Origin of the sequence: Streptomyces sp. NPDC015242 (assembly GCF_043079125.1) — a bacterium.
Lineage (GTDB): Bacteria > Actinomycetota > Actinomycetes > Streptomycetales > Streptomycetaceae > Streptomyces.
Map to the genome: position 1 here is coordinate 490,853 of NZ_JBIBUF010000007.1, position 15,464 is coordinate 506,316.

18 protein-coding genes are annotated in these 15,464 nt (G+C 73.2%); 9 read left to right on the top strand and 9 right to left on the bottom strand.

Going from position 1 to position 15,464, the window contains the following annotated elements; translation table 11 throughout:
• The first annotated feature begins 5 nt into the window (after positions 1-5).
• The 4 genes from ACF07N_RS25145 to ACF07N_RS25160 all read left to right on the top strand — a co-directional run bounded on the left by ACF07N_RS25145 (position 6) and on the right by ACF07N_RS25160 (position 2,327).
• Positions 6-602, top strand: coding sequence for a hypothetical protein (locus ACF07N_RS25145; protein ID WP_392116828.1), 597 nt, complete (start codon positions 6-8; stop codon positions 600-602).
• Position 603: 1 nt separating this feature from the next.
• On the top strand, positions 604-1,038 hold the full coding sequence (locus tag ACF07N_RS25150) for a phage holin family protein (RefSeq protein ID WP_392116831.1): 435 nt from the start codon (positions 604-606) through the stop codon (positions 1,036-1,038).
• Positions 1,014-1,697 carry a DUF3618 domain-containing protein gene (locus tag ACF07N_RS25155; protein ID WP_392116834.1) on the top strand — a complete coding sequence of 228 codons (684 nt, stop codon included), beginning with the start codon at positions 1,014-1,016 and terminating at the stop codon, positions 1,695-1,697. Before ACF07N_RS25150 ends, ACF07N_RS25155 begins: the two co-directional genes overlap by 25 nt.
• Positions 1,698-1,868: 171 nt before the next feature.
• The gene (locus tag ACF07N_RS25160; protein WP_392116837.1) at positions 1,869-2,327 is read left to right on the top strand and encodes an SPW repeat protein; all 459 of its coding nucleotides are present in this window, start codon (positions 1,869-1,871) and stop codon (positions 2,325-2,327) included.
• 73 nt (positions 2,328-2,400) lie between these two features.
• Here ACF07N_RS25160 and ACF07N_RS25165 read toward each other — a convergent pair whose 3' ends face one another.
• The 6 genes from ACF07N_RS25165 to ACF07N_RS25190 all read right to left on the bottom strand — a co-directional run bounded on the left by ACF07N_RS25165 (position 2,401) and on the right by ACF07N_RS25190 (position 9,372).
• The gene (locus ACF07N_RS25165) at positions 2,401-3,285 is read right to left on the bottom strand and encodes a TauD/TfdA dioxygenase family protein (RefSeq protein ID WP_392116840.1); all 885 of its coding nucleotides are present in this window, start codon (positions 3,283-3,285) and stop codon (positions 2,401-2,403) included.
• 35 nt (positions 3,286-3,320) lie between these two features.
• On the bottom strand, positions 3,321-4,139 hold the full coding sequence (locus ACF07N_RS25170; protein WP_392116843.1) for an ABC transporter ATP-binding protein: 819 nt from the start codon (positions 4,137-4,139) through the stop codon (positions 3,321-3,323).
• Positions 4,126-5,178 (bottom strand): ABC transporter substrate-binding protein, encoded by a 1,053-nt coding sequence (locus tag ACF07N_RS25175; RefSeq protein WP_392116846.1) that lies wholly within the window; start codon positions 5,176-5,178, stop codon positions 4,126-4,128. The genes ACF07N_RS25170 and ACF07N_RS25175 overlap by 14 nt, the downstream gene beginning before the upstream one ends.
• A 62-nt stretch (positions 5,179-5,240) precedes the next feature.
• The gene (locus ACF07N_RS25180; protein WP_383334753.1) at positions 5,241-6,107 is read right to left on the bottom strand and encodes an ABC transporter permease; all 867 of its coding nucleotides are present in this window, start codon (positions 6,105-6,107) and stop codon (positions 5,241-5,243) included.
• Between the two features lie 585 nt (positions 6,108-6,692).
• On the bottom strand, positions 6,693-7,658 hold the full coding sequence (locus ACF07N_RS25185; RefSeq protein ID WP_392116850.1) for a glycoside hydrolase family 6 protein: 966 nt from the start codon (positions 7,656-7,658) through the stop codon (positions 6,693-6,695).
• A 64-nt stretch (positions 7,659-7,722) separates the two neighbouring features.
• Complete coding sequence (locus tag ACF07N_RS25190; protein ID WP_392116853.1) at positions 7,723-9,372, bottom strand: glycoside hydrolase 43 family protein; 1,650 nt, start codon at positions 9,370-9,372, stop codon at positions 7,723-7,725.
• Between the two features lie 216 nt (positions 9,373-9,588).
• Here ACF07N_RS25190 and ACF07N_RS25195 point away from each other — a divergent pair, with 216 nt between their 5' ends.
• Genes ACF07N_RS25195 through ACF07N_RS25205 form a run of 3 tightly spaced genes read left to right on the top strand, consistent with a single transcriptional unit; the run spans position 9,589 to position 11,600 of the window.
• On the top strand, positions 9,589-10,362 hold the full coding sequence (locus ACF07N_RS25195; RefSeq protein WP_392116856.1) for an SDR family oxidoreductase: 774 nt from the start codon (positions 9,589-9,591) through the stop codon (positions 10,360-10,362).
• A gap of 16 nt (positions 10,363-10,378) precedes the next feature.
• Positions 10,379-10,705: a nuclear transport factor 2 family protein gene (locus ACF07N_RS25200; RefSeq protein WP_392116859.1), complete on the top strand. Its 327-nt coding sequence runs from the start codon at positions 10,379-10,381 to the stop codon at positions 10,703-10,705.
• Positions 10,706-10,763: 58 nt separating this feature from the next.
• Positions 10,764-11,600 (top strand): MerR family transcriptional regulator, encoded by an 837-nt coding sequence (locus ACF07N_RS25205; protein ID WP_392116862.1) that lies wholly within the window; start codon positions 10,764-10,766, stop codon positions 11,598-11,600.
• Positions 11,601-11,622: 22 nt separating this feature from the next.
• Here the strand turns inward: ACF07N_RS25205 and ACF07N_RS25210 are convergent, their stop codons facing one another.
• Positions 11,623-12,573, bottom strand: coding sequence for an alpha/beta hydrolase family protein (locus ACF07N_RS25210; RefSeq protein ID WP_392116865.1), 951 nt, complete (start codon positions 12,571-12,573; stop codon positions 11,623-11,625).
• 177 nt (positions 12,574-12,750) lie between these two features.
• On the opposite strand from ACF07N_RS25210, the gene ACF07N_RS25215 reads away from it, so the two are divergent.
• Positions 12,751-13,341 (top strand): TetR/AcrR family transcriptional regulator, encoded by a 591-nt coding sequence (locus tag ACF07N_RS25215; RefSeq protein WP_383587286.1) that lies wholly within the window; start codon positions 12,751-12,753, stop codon positions 13,339-13,341.
• Between the two features lie 30 nt (positions 13,342-13,371).
• Here the strand turns inward: ACF07N_RS25215 and ACF07N_RS25220 are convergent, their stop codons facing one another.
• Both ACF07N_RS25220 and ACF07N_RS25225 read right to left on the bottom strand, forming a co-directional pair.
• The gene (locus tag ACF07N_RS25220) at positions 13,372-13,938 is read right to left on the bottom strand and encodes a hypothetical protein (protein ID WP_392116869.1); all 567 of its coding nucleotides are present in this window, start codon (positions 13,936-13,938) and stop codon (positions 13,372-13,374) included.
• Between the two features lie 186 nt (positions 13,939-14,124).
• Positions 14,125-14,886: a ZIP family metal transporter gene (locus ACF07N_RS25225; protein WP_392116872.1), complete on the bottom strand. Its 762-nt coding sequence runs from the start codon at positions 14,884-14,886 to the stop codon at positions 14,125-14,127.
• 84 nt (positions 14,887-14,970) lie between these two features.
• Here ACF07N_RS25225 and ACF07N_RS25230 point away from each other — a divergent pair, with 84 nt between their 5' ends.
• Positions 14,971-15,288 (top strand): helix-turn-helix transcriptional regulator, encoded by a 318-nt coding sequence (locus ACF07N_RS25230; protein WP_392116875.1) that lies wholly within the window; start codon positions 14,971-14,973, stop codon positions 15,286-15,288.
• Positions 15,289-15,464 lie beyond the last annotated feature (176 nt).

The following is a 15,464-nucleotide window of genomic DNA, read 5'->3' on the forward strand; positions in this document are numbered from 1 at the left end:
GACTCATGAGCGACATGGCGAAGGTGAGCACCGATCGTGCTCAGCAGGCCGGGCAGACGGCGAAGCAGGAGGCCGCGGCCACCGCGGACCAGGCCAGACAAGGAGCGGGCGAAGTCGCCGGAACGGCCGCCGAGCAGCTCAGGGCCGTCACCGGCGAGGCCAGGGCGCAGGCCGGTGCGGTCGCCGGTGACCTGCGGACCCGGGTCACCGAGGAGGCCGACAACCAGGCGCGACGGGGAGCGCGGGCCGTGCGGCAGTGGGCGGACGACCTGTCCGGTCTCGCGGACGGCGCCGACACGGACTCACCCGCGAGGAGTCTCGTCGCGCAGGCGGCGGACCGCGGCCACCGGGCCGCCGACTACCTGGACTCCCGGGGCGTGGGAGGCCTGGTGGGCGACCTGCAGGACTTCGCCCGCCGGCGTCCCGGAGCCTTCCTCGGCGGGGCCGTCCTGGCCGGGTTCGCGGTCGGGCGGCTGGCCAAGGCCGGCAGCAAGGCGAGCGGCTCCGGCCCGGACCCGTCCGCGCGGCCGGACCCGTCCGGGCCGGAGGGCCCGCCCGGGGACGTGGCGCCGGCGGAGCTGCCGGACTTCAGGGAGGCCTGAGATGGCGTCGCTCATGCACCACGCCCCGCGGACACACGCCGCGAAGCACCGGGGGCAGGAGGACGCCTCCATGGGAGAGCTGCTGTCGACGGTGACGTCCGATGTGCAGCACCTGCTCCACCAGGAGGTGGAGCTGGCCAAGGCCGAGATCCGGGAGGAGGCCACCAAGGCGGGCAAGGCCGCCGGGATGTTCGGCGGCGCCGGTTTCGCCGGTTACATGGTGGCGGTCCTGCTGACCCTGGCGGCGATGTTCGGTCTGGCCAACGTCATGGACCTGGCCTGGGCCGCGCTGATCGTCACCGCCGTGTGGGCCGTGATCGGCCTGATCCTCTACAGCCGGGGCCGCGCGCGGATGCGGACCGTCTCGCCGAAGCCGACGCAGACGATGGAGACACTCAAGGAGGACGTGCAATGGGCACGGCACCCGACCGGATAAGGGCCGACATCGAATCCACGCGGGAGCGACTGTCCGAGGACGTCTCCCGGCTGGCCGACCACGCCCGCCCCCGCCAGATGGTACGGCGTCGCACCCGGCGCGCCCGCGGCGCGCTCCATGGAGTGAGGGAGCGGGTCATGGGCAGCGCCTCGGAGATCACCGGGCAGACCGCCGGCCGCACCCGGCAGGCCGCCCGGTCGGTGCAGGAGACCACCGGCCAGGCAGCCGGGACGGTCACCGACACCGCCCGTCAGGCCGCGGGACAGGCGGGCGAGGCCGTGCGGCAGGCCCCCGAGCAGGCGATGCGGCAGACCGAGGGCAACCCGCTCGCGGCTGGTCTGATCGCCTTCGGCGCGGGGCTGCTCACCGCTTCGCTGCTGCCCACCTCGCAGGCCGAGGAGCAGGTGGCGGACCGGGCCGGGCAGGCCGTCGAGCCGGTCAAGCAGGCGGCGCTGGAGTCCGCGCAGCAGCTGAAGGAGGACGCCGCCCAGGCCGGCCGCCAGGCCGCCCAGGAGGTCAAGGACACCGCCTCCGAAGCCGCCCGCACCACCAAGGAGGAGGCCGCCGGACAGGCCGGTCAGGTCACCGACCAGGCCCGCCGGTCCGCACAGACCACGGTCCAGGAGGCCCGCGGCCAGGGGCGCAGCCCCGAGCCCTAGACGCACCGCCGCACGGGCGGGCCTGTCCACCCGTGCGGCAGGCACACCCACCGGGCCCGCGGCCCAGCCGCCTCGCCCGCTTTCCCCCCTCACCCACCAGCGCGGTCCGGGCATCGGCCCGAGCTGTCTTCGGAGGCGATCGCAGTGACATCACCCGGTCCCGGGTCGACCATGGAGACCCATCCCGACATCATCGACATACGGCAGCGTCATGAGGCGGCCGAGCGCGCCGCGACCACCCCGAGGGCGCAGGCGATAGAGATGCTGGCCCTGCTCACGGGCCTCTACCTCGCTGCCTCACCCTGGATCGTGGGATTCAACGGCGGCGGTTTCACCAGGCTGGCCGTCACCAACCTGATCACCGGCATCGGCTACGCCTTGCTGATGAGCGGTGGGTTCGGCCGTGCGTACGACCGCATGCACAGCATGGCCTGGGCCGCGTGCGTCCTCGGCGCGTGGACGATCGTCGCTCCCTGGGTGGTGGCCGGCGATGTCGACACCACACGGACGGTAGTGAACAACATCATCACCGGTGCGCTCGCCCTGCTGCTCGCGCTGGCCGCCAGCGCTGGGGCCGCCAAGCGCTCCGCGAAGGGGGGACGCGGCGGATTCGGCGGTGCGGAACGCTGATCTTCGACACCTCCCGGCCTCCGGCCGAGCGAACCGGGCCCCGTCCGCCGCGGACGGGGCCCGGTTCCACGCCTCAGCGGCCGGGAACGGCGGGACCGACCGGAGTGTCTCCGCGCAGGGTGATGCGGTGCATCACCCTGTGCTGGTCGCCGTAGTCGCGGTTGGCGTAGTGGGCCGTGCTGCGGTTGTCCCACAGCGCGACGTCACCCGGCTGCCAGCGGTGCCGTACGACGTGCTCCGGCTTGGTGAGGTGCGCGTACAGGATGTCGAGGATGCCCCGGCTCTCGTGTTCCGAGACGCCCACGATGTGCGAGGTGAACCCCGGGTTCACGAACAGGCCCTTGCGGCCGCTCTCCGGGTGCACCCGCACCACCGGGTGCTCCACCGGTTCCAGGGCCGTGAACACCTCGCCGTCCCACACGTTCCCCCGGCCCTGACGGCGCTGGGCCAGGTAGTAGCCGAACTCGCGGCTGCCGTCGTGCACGGCGGTGAGCGTGTCGACGTACTTCCGCAGGCCCGGCGACAGCGACTCGTAGGCGAGCTGGCTGTCCGCCCAGTTGGTGTCGCCACCGTGGGGCGGCAGCACCACCGCCCGCAGGACGGAGATCGCCGGCGGCCGCCGCACGAACGTCACGTCCGTGTGCCACACGTCGGCGAAGCCGTTGTCCTGACTGTCCAGGGAGTACACCTCCGGGGCGACGTCCCCGGAGTCGTGGACCGGGTGCCCGGCGGTGACCTCGCCCAGGCGCCTGCCGAACTCGATCTGCGCGGCGTCGTCGAGGCCGTGCTGGCCCCGCACGAACAGCACCTTGTACGCCACGAGTGCCTCACGCAGCGCCAGCACCCCTTCGTCGTCGAGGCGCCCGAGGTCGATGCCGTCGATCTCGGCGCCGAAACGGGGCCCGAGGCGGGTCAGGGGCAGCCGGGCCACGGCGGGCCGCTCGCTGAGAACGCTCATCCGTCCGTCCTTTTCTGTGAGTGCGAGAGGGTAAGTCAGGCCGCCGCTGCGGCCTTGACGGCGTGGGAGACCCGCGCGCGCAGCTCGGCGAACTCGTCCGAGGCGCGAAGCTCCTCGGCGTCGACGTCTCCGCGCGGCAGGGGGATCGGCAGATCCAGGGCCACCGTCCCGGGGCTCCTGGTCAGCACCACGATGCGGGTACCGAGGAACACCGCCTCGTCCGCCGAGTGCGTCACGAACACCGCGGTCCGCCCCGTCCGGTCCGTCACCCGCCGGACGTCCTCCTGGAGCCGCTCCCTGGTCAGCGCGTCCAGCGCCGCGAACGGCTCGTCCAGCAGGAGCAGCGGGTTCTCGGCGGCGAGCGCCCGGGCGATGGCGACGCGTTGCTGCTGGCCGCCGGAGATCTCCCAGGTGCGCCGCTCCTCCGTGCCCTCCAGGCCGACCCGCGCGAGCAACTCCGCGCGTCGCTCGGGCCATCGGGCACGGTCCACACCCGCGTAGCGCAGCGCGAGGTCGAGGTTGCCCCGTACGGTCCGCCACGGGAACAGGCGCGGTGTCTGGAACACCACACCGGCCGCCCGGCCGGGCTGCGGCTCGGCGCCGGAGACCCGCACCGAGCCGTGCGTGGGCCGTTCGAAACCGGCGATCAGCCGCAGCAGCGTGCTCTTGCCGCAGCCGGAGGCGCCGACCAGCACCAGGAACTCCCCGGCCGGCACGGTCAGATCGACCGGTCCCACGGCGGTGAAGGCGGCGCCGCCCCGGCCGTAGCGGTGGGTGACGCGGTCCAGGCGGACGGATCCGGTACCAGCGGTGTCCGCCCCGGCCGCGGCCACGGTCGTCTCACTTGAGGACATCGGGCAGCCCCTTCAGGTAGAAGGCCTTGCGCACCACGTCCTCGGGCGGCGCGGCGGGGATCTGCCGCTGATCGGCCAGGAACGCGCCGGTGTCGGTGATGTAGGTGAGCAGCTTGCCGGGGCTGCCGTCCACGCCCAGCCAGTCGGCGGAGACCACTTGCTCGGGGGTGAGGAACACGCCCTGCGCCAGCTGGGCTTCGGCGTCCTCGCGGCTGATGCCGAGTTCGGCGGCGACGGCCTCGACCGTGCCGTCGCGGTCGGACCTGATCAGACGCAGCGCCTCGGCCTCCGCCGCGCGCCAGGCGTCGATCGCCCCGGGGTCCCTGGCGATGAGGTCGTCCGAGACCACGGCCAGATCGAGGGTCGGTTTGCCCGCCGCGCCGATCTCCTTGCTGCTGGTGAGCTGGGTGCCGGTCTCGCGCAGTTCGTCCAGGGTCGGCAGCCAGACGTAGGCGGCGTCGATGTCGCCGCGCTGCCAGGCGGCGAGGAGGGGCTGCGGCTGCAGGTCGACGAGTTCGACGTCGGACGGTTCCAGCCCGGCCGTCTCCAGCGCCGCGAGCAGGCTGTAGTGGGAGGTGGAGGCGAAGGGAGTGGCGATCTTCCTCCCCTTGAGCCCGGCCACGTCGGTGACGCCGGTGGCCTTGCGCGCCACGAGCGCCTCGTTCTCGCCCGCGACGTCCAGGATCCACGCGACCTTGTACGGGATGGGTGAACTGCCGGACACCCCGCGGGCGAAGGGACTGGAGCCGAGCGCGGCGATGTCGAGGGACCCGCCGAGGAAGGCCTGGTTGACGCTCGCGCCGGAGTCGAACTTGATCCAGGTGATCTCATGGTCCGGCAGCGCCTTCTCCAGCAGCTTTCTGTGCTTCACGAGCAGGTCGCCGCTGGGGAAGGCGAAGTAGCCGATGCGCAGCCGCCGGGAGCCGCCGGACGCGGACGCCTCGCTGCCGGAGGAGCAGCCGGTGACGGCGGCGGAGACCGCCGCCAGGGCGCCGGCGAGGAGGAGCCGTCGGGACGGGCCGTACGGGGCAGGGGACATGGCGGAGCCGTTTCTGTGCGAAGGGGAGGGGTGAGGTGCGGAGGGAAGAGACAGGGAGGGCGTTACGCGCGACCGCGCCAGGGGACGGCCACGCGTTCGAGCCGTAGCAGCAGACCGTCGATGATCAGGCCGGAGACCCCGATGGCGATGATGCCGACGAGCACCACCGGCGTGTTGTTGTAGTTCGCCGCGTCCTTCACCATGCCGCCGATGCCGGGCAGGCCGTTGACCAGCTCGGCCGCGACCAGCGACGAGTAGGCCACGCCCACGGCGAGCCGCACTCCCGTGAGCGTCTCCGGAAGGGCGGACGGGACGACCACGTCCCGGACCACGTCCCGGCGGGAGGCGCCGAGCGCGCGGGCGGCCTCGACCAGGTGCTTCGGCACGGCGGTGACGGCCGCGGTCGTGGACACCGCCACGGGCGGGAAGGCCGCCACGGCCAGCAGCGTGATCTTGGGTTCCTCGTCGATGCCCAGCCAGATGATCAGCAGCGAGAAGTACGCCAGCGGCGGCAGCGTCCGCAGGAACGTGATCCACGGCTCGAACAGTGAGCGCATCCAGCCGACGGTGCCCATCAGCAGTCCGAGGAGCACGCCGGCGAGGATGCCGGCACCGGCGCCCAGCGCGATGCGCCGCAGGCTGATGCCCAGGTGCTCGACGAGTGTGGTGCCGTTGTAGCCCCGCACGCCGTCGTGGGTGGTCGAGACGTCGACGAACGCGTCCCAGACCGTCGTCGGCGGGGGGACGAGGGTCTCGCTCCACGTCCCGCTCGCGGCGAGCAGGTGCCACAGGACGAGGAAGAGCAGAAGCGAGCCGAGCGGCAGCGCGGCCCGGCGCACCCGTGCCCGTACGGCGCGCGCCGGAGCGCTCGGACCGGGCGGTGCACCGGCTGGGCCGGCGGGCTTGCGGAGAGCGGGAGTTGTGGACACGAGGCGTCCTCCAGGGGCGCCGGGACATGAGCGGCTGCCCCCTGCGGGCACGGGTGGCCGGGCCCCGGGGGAGAGTCATGCCGAACGAAGGGGAGCGAGCGCGCGGTCGCGCGACAGGGCGCGGGGACCGCCCCGGTGCGGGTGGTGTCACCGCACGGTGGGGCGCGTCAGCTGAGCGGCGTCAGCGACAACACGAGCCCGGGCGCCGGCACAGGTCGATGACCAGGCGTCGCACCAAGGACTCGGAATTCATGAGGCATATTTCTACCGCAGGGGCGGCCCGGCACCAACAGGCGTCCACTCCTCGGAACGGCGGCCCGTCATGTCGTCGGCGGATCCCGGGCAAGGGGGCCGTCCCGCAGCAGAATGGTTTCTGCCGGGGAGGCGTGAAACCCGCGCGGCGGGGTATTCGCCTGCCGCTGGACGGGAAGGGCCGCGACACCTGGGGAGGTCGAAGCGGCCCTTTCCCTTGGCGTCCCGCAGGTCACGGCCCGTGGGACGGCGACACGGGCCTGCCGGCGCCCGGGGCGCCGGCAGGAAAGGGCGGTGGCCCGGCGGTTCACACCGGGCGGCTGATCCGGGCTCTCAGTAGCCGTAGATCATCTTGTACGCGACCTCGGGCAGGAACTGTCCGGCCGTGGAGCCCTGCCCCACACCGCAGTTGCCGTCCGACTCACCGGGCACCTTGATCCACAGGAGCATCTCGGCGCCTCCGCCGAGCCGGGTGGGGGTGCCGATGCGGCGGCCCGCCGGGTTGCACCACTGGCCGTCGGAGCCGTTGCCGTTGCGGCTGGTGTCGACGACGAACGGCTTGGTGTAGCCGTAGCGGGAGCTCAGTTCGCGGTTGACGGCGTTGCCGTAGGCGGTGTTCTCGGCGGTGGGGATGTAGTTGGAGATGTTGAGCGAGAAACCGTGCGCCTGCCGGAGTCCGGCCTCGTGCAGGCGCCGGGCCATGGTGGCCGCGTCGGCCCAGCGCGGGTTGCCGGCGTCCATGTACACCCAGGTGTTGGGGGCCTGGCGGCTGAACTGGGTGAGGGCACCGCTGAGCATGGCCTCGCGTTCGTCGATCTGCGCCTGGGTCATGCAGCCGTAGTCCCCGAGGGAGTCCGGTTCGAGGATGACGAGGGCCGGGCGGTTGCCGATCCCGCCGGCGAACTGGGCGATCCAGTCGGCGTAGGCCGCCGGTGAGGCGGCCCCGCCCGCGGAGTGCCCGCCGCAGTAGTCGCGGTGGTAGACGTTGTAGGCGACCAGGAGCGGCAGTTTGTCGACGCGGTCCGCCGCGCCCACGTAGGCGCCCGTGGCGGTGCCGATGGTGCCGCTCCAGGAGCCGAACCAGCGGGCCGTCGGGGTGTTGGCGATGGAGGCGTTGATCGCGGCGGCGCGGCCGTCACCGGGGTTGGCGGCCACCCACCTCTTCGCGCTGGAGTCGGGGTCCACATAGAACCCGTTGGTCAGGGTGGTGGGGTCGGCCGCGTGCGCGGAGGGCGCGGCGGCGAGGGCCAGCGGCACGGCGGAGACGGCCGCGGCCAGGGCGACGAGTGTGCGGCGCAAGACGGAACCTCGATTTCTGGTGGGGGGGGGTGGGGCGAGAGCGGTGGTGCGCTCCACGCGTCGCTCAGGGCGTGGACAGGTCGAACCGCGTGACGCGGACCGCGCCGCCGAGCGCCTGGGTGGCGTGGTTGAAGAGGGCGAATCGGTAGCCCATGAAGAAGCGCCAGTCGTTGCCCAGGGAGAAGACCGGGCCGAGGCGGGTGAAGGTCGTGCCGTCGGTGCTGTAGGAGAAGGTGCCGGGGCGGGCCGAGCCGGGGCGGATGTCCGCGTGGGCGCGCAGCCAGATCCGGCCACCAGCGGGCAGGGGCGCGCTCGCGCGTTCGATGCCGGTGCCCGTGGTGTTCCAGTTGCCGTCCATGGTCAGCCCGTCGACCATCACCAGGCGCGTCGTGCCGCCGTCACGTTTCAGGCCGATCCACGCGGAGGAGTTGCGCAGCAGCGCGAGCCCGGCCCGGTCGCCGTCCCGCATGCCGGTGTGGTCGAGCTGGACCGTGGCGGTGGACGTCGGGCCCTGGATGCGGTGCGTGAGGGTGTTGCGGGCCCCGTACAGGTCGTGGGTGACGGTGGCGGTCCGCAGCGTCAGGCCGTTGCCGGCCGACCACTTGGTGTTGTCCGGGTTGTGGTTCCACTCCCACCGCGGGCCGAGCGCGGCGCGGTCGAAGGTGTCGGGGCCGGTCAGGGGAGCGACCTGACGGGGTGGGGCGGGCACGGCCGGGCTCGGGTACGACGTGCCCCAGGCGCCGTCGACCAGCTGGACGACCGGCCAGCCGTCCGCGGTCCAGGTGATCGGCGCCAGGGCGGGCATCCGGCCGCCGGGGTAGGCGTCGACGAAGGCCAGGTAGTACCAGGCGCCGCTCTGCGTGCTCACCAGCCCGCCCTGGTGCGGCACACCACCGCCGGGGATCGGTCCGCGCAGGTCGAGCAGGACCTGCCGCAAGGTGTACGGACCGAAGGGGCCGCTCGACGACTTGAGGATGTACTGACCGTTGGCGGGGCGGGTGAGGAAGATGTAGTACTGCCCGTTGATCTTGTAGAAGCGGGCGCCCTCGAGCGTGCCGATGCTCGACGGCGTCGAGAACACCTGCTGCGACCTGACCTGGCTGCGGCCGTCGGGCGAGAGCTGGGCCACGTGGATGGTGGTGTTGCCGTAGGCCACGTACAGGGTGTCGTCGCTGTCGACGAGCAGTCCGGCGTCGTAGTAGGGCGTGCCGATGGTCGTGAGCCGGCTCCACGGGCCCTCGGCTGCGGTCGCCGTGTACACGTAGGTGCGGGCGAAGTCGATCTGGCCGAGCCAGTAGAAGGTGCGGTTGCCCGGGCGGTAGGCGAGCGTGGACGCCCAGATGCCGCGGACGTAGCCGCGCGCGCCGTTCAGGTCGTACTTGGCCCCGAAGTCCAGGACGGGCACCGAGTGTCCCGCGATCTCCCAGTTGACGAGGTCGTACGACCGCAGCACGGGTGCGCCCGGCGAGTAGTGCATGGTCGAGGCGGAGGCGTAGAACGTGTCGCCGACGCGGATGACGTCCAGGTCCGCGAAGTCCTGCCAGATCACCGGGTTGGTGTAGGTGGCGGCGGCCGCCGGATCGAGGGCCTGGGGGGATGCCGGGGCGGCGGAGGCCCGGGGGGCCGCGGCGAACGGGAGCATGGCTCCGGTGACCAGGCCGGTGGCGGCGGTGAGTGCGTGCCGGCGGCTCACAGGATGACGAGGGCATGACATGTCCGTCTCCTCAGGGTGGGGGTGCCGCTGTCCGGGGTGGTGGCTCAGGTCTGTTCGACATTACGAACACCGATCGGCGCGTCGAGCATCCTGGATCATAGGAGGCCGACCGGCGGCGTCAAGGGCCCTCGCAATATTCGGCATGCCCTGCGAAACTTTTCGGCACGCAGCGTCGTCCTTGACCCTCTCCCCGGGGGAGAGTCCAAGGTCGCTCGCATGAACAGCACAGAACTCGACGGTCGCACCGCGGTGGTGGCGGGCGGCAGCAAGGGGGCCGGTCTCGCCACGGTCCGCCGGCTCCGGGCCGCGGGGGCGCGGGTCGTGGCCATCGCCCGCACCCCGGTGGAGGAGCCGGACGTCCGGTCGGTCCAGGCCGACCTCGGCACCCCGGAGGGTGCCGAGACGGCCGCCCGGGCCGTGGACCGGCTCGTCGGCGCGCCGGACGTCCTCGTCCACCTGGTCGGCGGGTCACGCGCCCCCGCCGGGGGCTACGCGGCGCTCGACGACGCCACCTGGAGCGAGGAACTCGCGCTCAACCTGCTGTCCGCGGTGCGGCTGGACCGCGCGCTGGTGCCCGCCATGGCGGCTCGCGGCACGGGCGCCGTGGTGCACGTGACGTCGATCCAGCGCCGTATGCCGCTGCACGAGTCGACCCTTGCGTACGCCGCCGCCAAGAGCGCCCTGGCCGCCTACAGCAAAGGGCTGGCCAACGAGGTCGCGCCGGCCGGCCTCCGGGTCAACACCGTCGCCCCCGGCTTCATCCGCACCGACGGTGCCGAGCGCCTGCTGAGCCGTCGCATGAGCGAGGCCGGCATCACCCGCGAGGCGGCGCTGGCCGACCTCATGCGCGTCCTCGGCGGCATTCCGCTGGGTCGGCCCGCCGAGCCGGAGGAGGTGGCCGAGGCCATCGCCTTCCTGGTGTCCGACCGGGCGAGTTCCGTCACCGGCAGCGAAGTCGTGGTCGACGGCGGCACCGTCCGGACCCTGTGAGCCCGAGGAGTGACAGATGAACGACGCACGCGATGTCGCCGCACGCTACTTCGCCGCGGCGGCGGACGGCGATCAGGAGCGTTACGCCGCCCTCTTCGCCGACGACGCCGTCGTCCGCGACGACGGCCGCACCCACCGGGGGCTCGCGGCCGTGCGCCGCTGGCGCGGTGAGGTTCCGGCGGTGGCGTACGACCTGCGCGAGGTCACCGGCACCGCCGGTGCCTGCCGGGCCGTGGCCGCGGTCTCCGGGGACTTCCCCGGCAGCCCGGTGACCCTCCGGTTCGCCTTCGAGCGCGATGCCCGGGGGAAGATCACCCTGCTCGACATCGAACCCGCACCCTGACATGAGGTGTCCGGATCCGGCCCGACCGGATCCGGACACCGACGAGGAGGAGACCGGCGTGGACCGGCGACTGACCATCGGGGAGTTCTCCCGCCTCACGCACCTCAGCGTCCGGGCGCTGCGGCGCTACCACGAGCAGGACCTCCTCGTGCCGGCCGAGGTGGATCCCGTCACCGGCTACCGCTACTACGCGCTCGCCCAGGTCGGACCGGCGCTGACCATCCGGCGCTTCAGGGAGCTCGACCTCCCGCTGGCGGATCTCCGGAGCTACCTGCGAGCCGCGTCCGCCGGCGGGGAGCCCGGCGGCCGCAGCGCGCAGGACATCGTCGCCGGCCACCTGCGGCGCCTCGAGGACCGGCTCGGCCGCACGCAGCGGGCAGTGGAAGCCCTGCGCGAACTGCTCGACCCGGAGGCCGCGCGGACCGTCGGCCTCGACGTCCTGCCGGCCCGGCGTGTCCTCGCCGTGTCCCTCGACGTCGCGCCCGGCGCCGGGCTGGACTGGTACGACGAGGCCATGCGGGAACTGGACGCGGTGGCCGGCCCCCGTCCGGTCCTCCCGCCGGGCGGCCGTTACCAGCACACCCTCTTCACCGAGGGCCACGGCCGCGCCACCGTCTACCTGCCCGCGGATACACCGCTGCCACCGGGCGCGCCGGGCCGGGTGAGGGAGCTGCGGCTGCCGGAGCGGACGGCCGTCGTCACCACCCACACGGGCCCGCACGACAACCTCGACCTCGCCTACGCCGCCGCGGGCTCCTACGCCCGGCGGACGGGCCTGGCCTCGCAGGAACTGGTCGAGGAGGTGTACCTCATCGGCCCGCGCGACACCGACCGTCCGGACCACTGGCGCACGCTGGTGGCCTGGCTGGTCGCGCCGGCAGCGGAACCGGCCTGACGTCTCCCTGCCCGGGTGCCGCCTACTTGCTCCGCAGCTTCCCCAGCGGCTCGGGGTCCTCCTCCAGGGCCGTGGCCGCCGCCTTCCAGCCGGTGTCCTCCAGGCCGAGGGCGGCGCGCAGGTAGGCCGTGGTGAGCCGCTGGAGGAGAGCGACACGTGCGGGACTCTCGTCGGTCGTCTCGGCGGCCTCGTAGCCGGAGATCCCGCCGAGTGAATGCTCGGCCCCGAACAGGGTCAGCAGGCTCTTGGGGCCCGGGCTGTGGGTGTAGGGGTCGGTGAACCAGTCGGGTCCGCGCGTGGACAGCCGGGACTGGTCGCTGTCCCCGGCGACGATCAGGGCCGGTGCGGCCATGGTGGCGAAGTCCGGCCTCATGAAGGGGAAGTGCTCGGCGGCGAAGGGCGTCAGGCTGTCGCCCAGGCCGGTCAGGGCGAACAGCACACCGGCCCGCACGCGCGGGTCGGACAGATCCTCGCCCGGGACGCCGGCGGAGTCGAGGACGCGCGCGCCCAGCAGCGCGCTGGCCGACTGCGCTCCCCAGGAGTGCCCCGCCACGGCGACACGGTCGCGGTCGACGCGTCCGGCGAGACCCGGCACGGAGGCCTCCAGCGTGTCGAGTCCGTCCAGCGCGCGTGTGAGGTCTTCCATGCGGAAGCGCCAGATGCGCGGCGTGCGGGGATCGTCGGGCGCGAGACCGAGCGTGCGGGAGTCGAGGTGGGTGGGCTGCACGACGACGAAGCCGTGGGCGGCCCAGAAGTCCGCCAGCGGCCCGTAGCCGTCCAGCGACGAGCCGAAGCCGTGCGAGAAGACGATGACGGGCAGGCCGTCACCGGTGGCGGGAGCGGAGACGCGGACCCGGAGGTCCTCGCCGCGGCCGGGCGCGGGCAGGACGACGGGTTTCGCGGACAGCACCGTCGCGGGCGCGCCGGGCGCGTCGGGTGCCGTGCGGGGGTGCGTGAGGCGGGATTCGGGCATGGGAGTGCCTGCTCTCGGAAGGGGTGGCGACGGACGCTCGTCGGGGCGTCCGGGAGTGCCGCCGCGGCGGCATGGGCGAACCGCGTCCGGCTCTGTCATGATGAGAGAAGCGGAACGTTGTTCCACTTACGATACGGAACGTCGTTCCGTTTTTCAAGGAGCGAGGAAGGAGCCGTCGTGGACGAGAGCGAGGGGCGCGCGGTGAGCCCGGCGAAGCCGAAGCGCAAGGACGCCCGGCGCAACCAGCGGACACTGCTGGAGGCGGCCGCGGCGGTCTTCGCCGTCTCGGGCGTCGAGGCGCCGGTGCGCGACATCGCGGCCGAGGCCGGTGTCGGAACGGGCACGATCTACCGTCACTTCCCCACCCGGGCGGACCTCGTCATCGCCGTCTACCGCCACCAGGTCGACGCCTGCGCCGAAGCCGGTCCGGCCCTGCTCGCGGCCGGTCCGACACCGTACGCCGCCCTGGAGCGATGGGTCGGCCTCTTCGTCGACTTCCTGGTCACCAAGCACGGTCTGGCCGCCGCGATGCAGGGGGACAGTGCCGGCTTCGAGACCCTGCACGCCTACTTCCTCGACCGTCTGCTGCCGGTGTGCGCCCGGCTCCTCGACGCCGCGGCCGCCTCCGGCGAGATCCACCCCGGCCTCGACGCCTACCCACTCATGCGCGGCATCGGCAACTTGTGCATCGGGGCCGACAGCGACACCCGCTACGACGCCCGCCGGATGGTCGCGTTCCTCGTCGCGGGGCTGCGCCGGGCGCACTGAGCGACGAGCCGCACGCCGCCGCCCCGCCGCTCAGGCGATGCGGCAGAGCGCGGCGGGGCCGACCGGAGCCGTCCCGACCGGAGCCGTCGCGGCCGGCGCCGGGACGGCCGACGTCCTGCCGCGGGCCACCGGCGAGCACGGGACGGCGGCGCGGCCGCCTGCCGCGCTCCGCGCCTGCCGCCGGGCGAAGACGACCAGGCGCAGGACGGCGAACCGGGCGACTCCCGCGGCGCCCGAGGCGGACAGGTAGACGGCCTGTTCGAGCAGCGCGCCGGGCGCCGCGGTCAGTCGGTGCAGGGCCAGCATCGCCGCGCAGGTCACCGCGTAGGCGGCCGCCGCCGACCCGGCCGACTGCACATGCTGAGGCCAGGTCGCGTGCCCGCCCGCACCGAAGGTGAAGCGGGCGTGCAACTCGGTGGCGAGGAGCGTGGAGACGGTGGTGACCAGGGCGTTGGCCAGCATCCAGGGCATCCAGGACGCGAGGGCGGCCACGGCGACGCCGGCGGCGAGTCCCACCCCGCCGCCGCACAGCACGAAGCGGGCGAAGGCCGTGAGGGTACCGGGCGGCGCCTGGTGCCCGGCCTGCGCTGTCTCCATGATGTCCCCCCTGGCGGCCTCGTTTCTACATTGCGAAACGCTACGTTGCATTCAGGGATCCCGCAAAGCAATTATTGCGTTTCTGGGCTAGAGGGGCAGGTGGAGGCGGGTGATTCGTTGCAATGGGAGCATCGGTAACGCAATGACGCGGGCGCGCTGTGCATTGCAATGACTGAAGGTGAAGGCTCACGCGTGGGACAGGGCGAACGAGACCAGGAAGCCGCTGACGGTGGCCAGCCCGATCGCCAGGTGGGCTTCCTCGAACGCCTCGGGGATCATCGTGTCGGCGACCATGGCCAGGATCGCGCCCGCCGCCACGGCGGTCACCGCCGCCACCACGGCCGTGGAGAAGCCCCCGACCACGGCGTACCCGAGGACGGCGGAGAGCGCGGCGGCCCCGGCGATCACCCCCCACACGCCGAAGACGTAGCCCTTGCCGCGTCCGGCCCTCTTCATCCCGGCCGCACTGGACAGCCCTTCGGGGATGTTGCTGATGAACACCGCGGTCACGGTGACCGCGCTGACGGAACCTCCGTGCAGCAGACCCACCCCGATGACCGCGGACTCGGGGACGCCGTCGAGCAACGCGCCCAGCGCCAGGGCCAGCCCCGAGCCCTTGTTCTCCGCCTCGGAGGGCTGCGCCTGCCCGGGGTGGTGGCCGGAACGCTTGCGGTGCCGGGCGCCGCGGCGGGCCAGCCACAGGTTGCCGGCCGTGTAGGCCAGGGCCCCGCCCAGCGTTCCGAGGGCAGCCGGGGCCAGCCCTCCCTCCTCGTAGGCCTCACCGACCAGTTCGAAGGAGACGGCCGAGAGCAGCACGCCCGCGCCGAAGGCCATCACCAGTGCGATGACCTTCTGCGGGACGCGCAGCCGGTAGCCGAGCACCGCTCCCAGCAGCAGGGCGGAACCGGCCACGGCGCCCCAGCCGCCCGCTTGGATCACTTCAGGCATGCTGCCTCGTCTACCCCGGCAGCGGCCCCTCCCACCCGGTACCGCCGATCAGCGGGGCCGGGCCACGACCACCTTCACCGTGGAGTGCCTGCGCCGCAGCGCCTTGAGGGGCTGGCAGCCGGGGGCGTCCCAGAGAGCACGGCGTTCGCGGCCCGCTTCCGGACGTACGTCGGCCGCGCGCCGGCGGCCTACCTCACCTGGTGGCGCCTCAGCACCGCGGCACGGCTCCTCCGGGAGACCGCGGCGCCGCTCGCCGCAGTCGCCCGGCCGGTGGGCTACGGCTCCGAGTCCGCCTTCGCCAACGCCTGCAAGCGCGAGTTCGGCACCGCCCCGGGCAGCTTCCGCCGCGCTCACACGGCGGCGGCGCCGGAACCTCGCCGGCCCGGCGAGGAGACGGGCTGACGCGCCGGCGCCTCGAACGCCGCGACCGCCCGCGGCGCGAGCACGGCGCCGTCCTCGCGGCGGCCCGCACCGGCCAGCCCGCCGGTGAAGTTGAACGTCAAGCGAACACTGGCGTCACTGCCGTGACGGGCTGTTCGGACACACATACGGTGACCCCACCATCGGAGCTCTGGGAG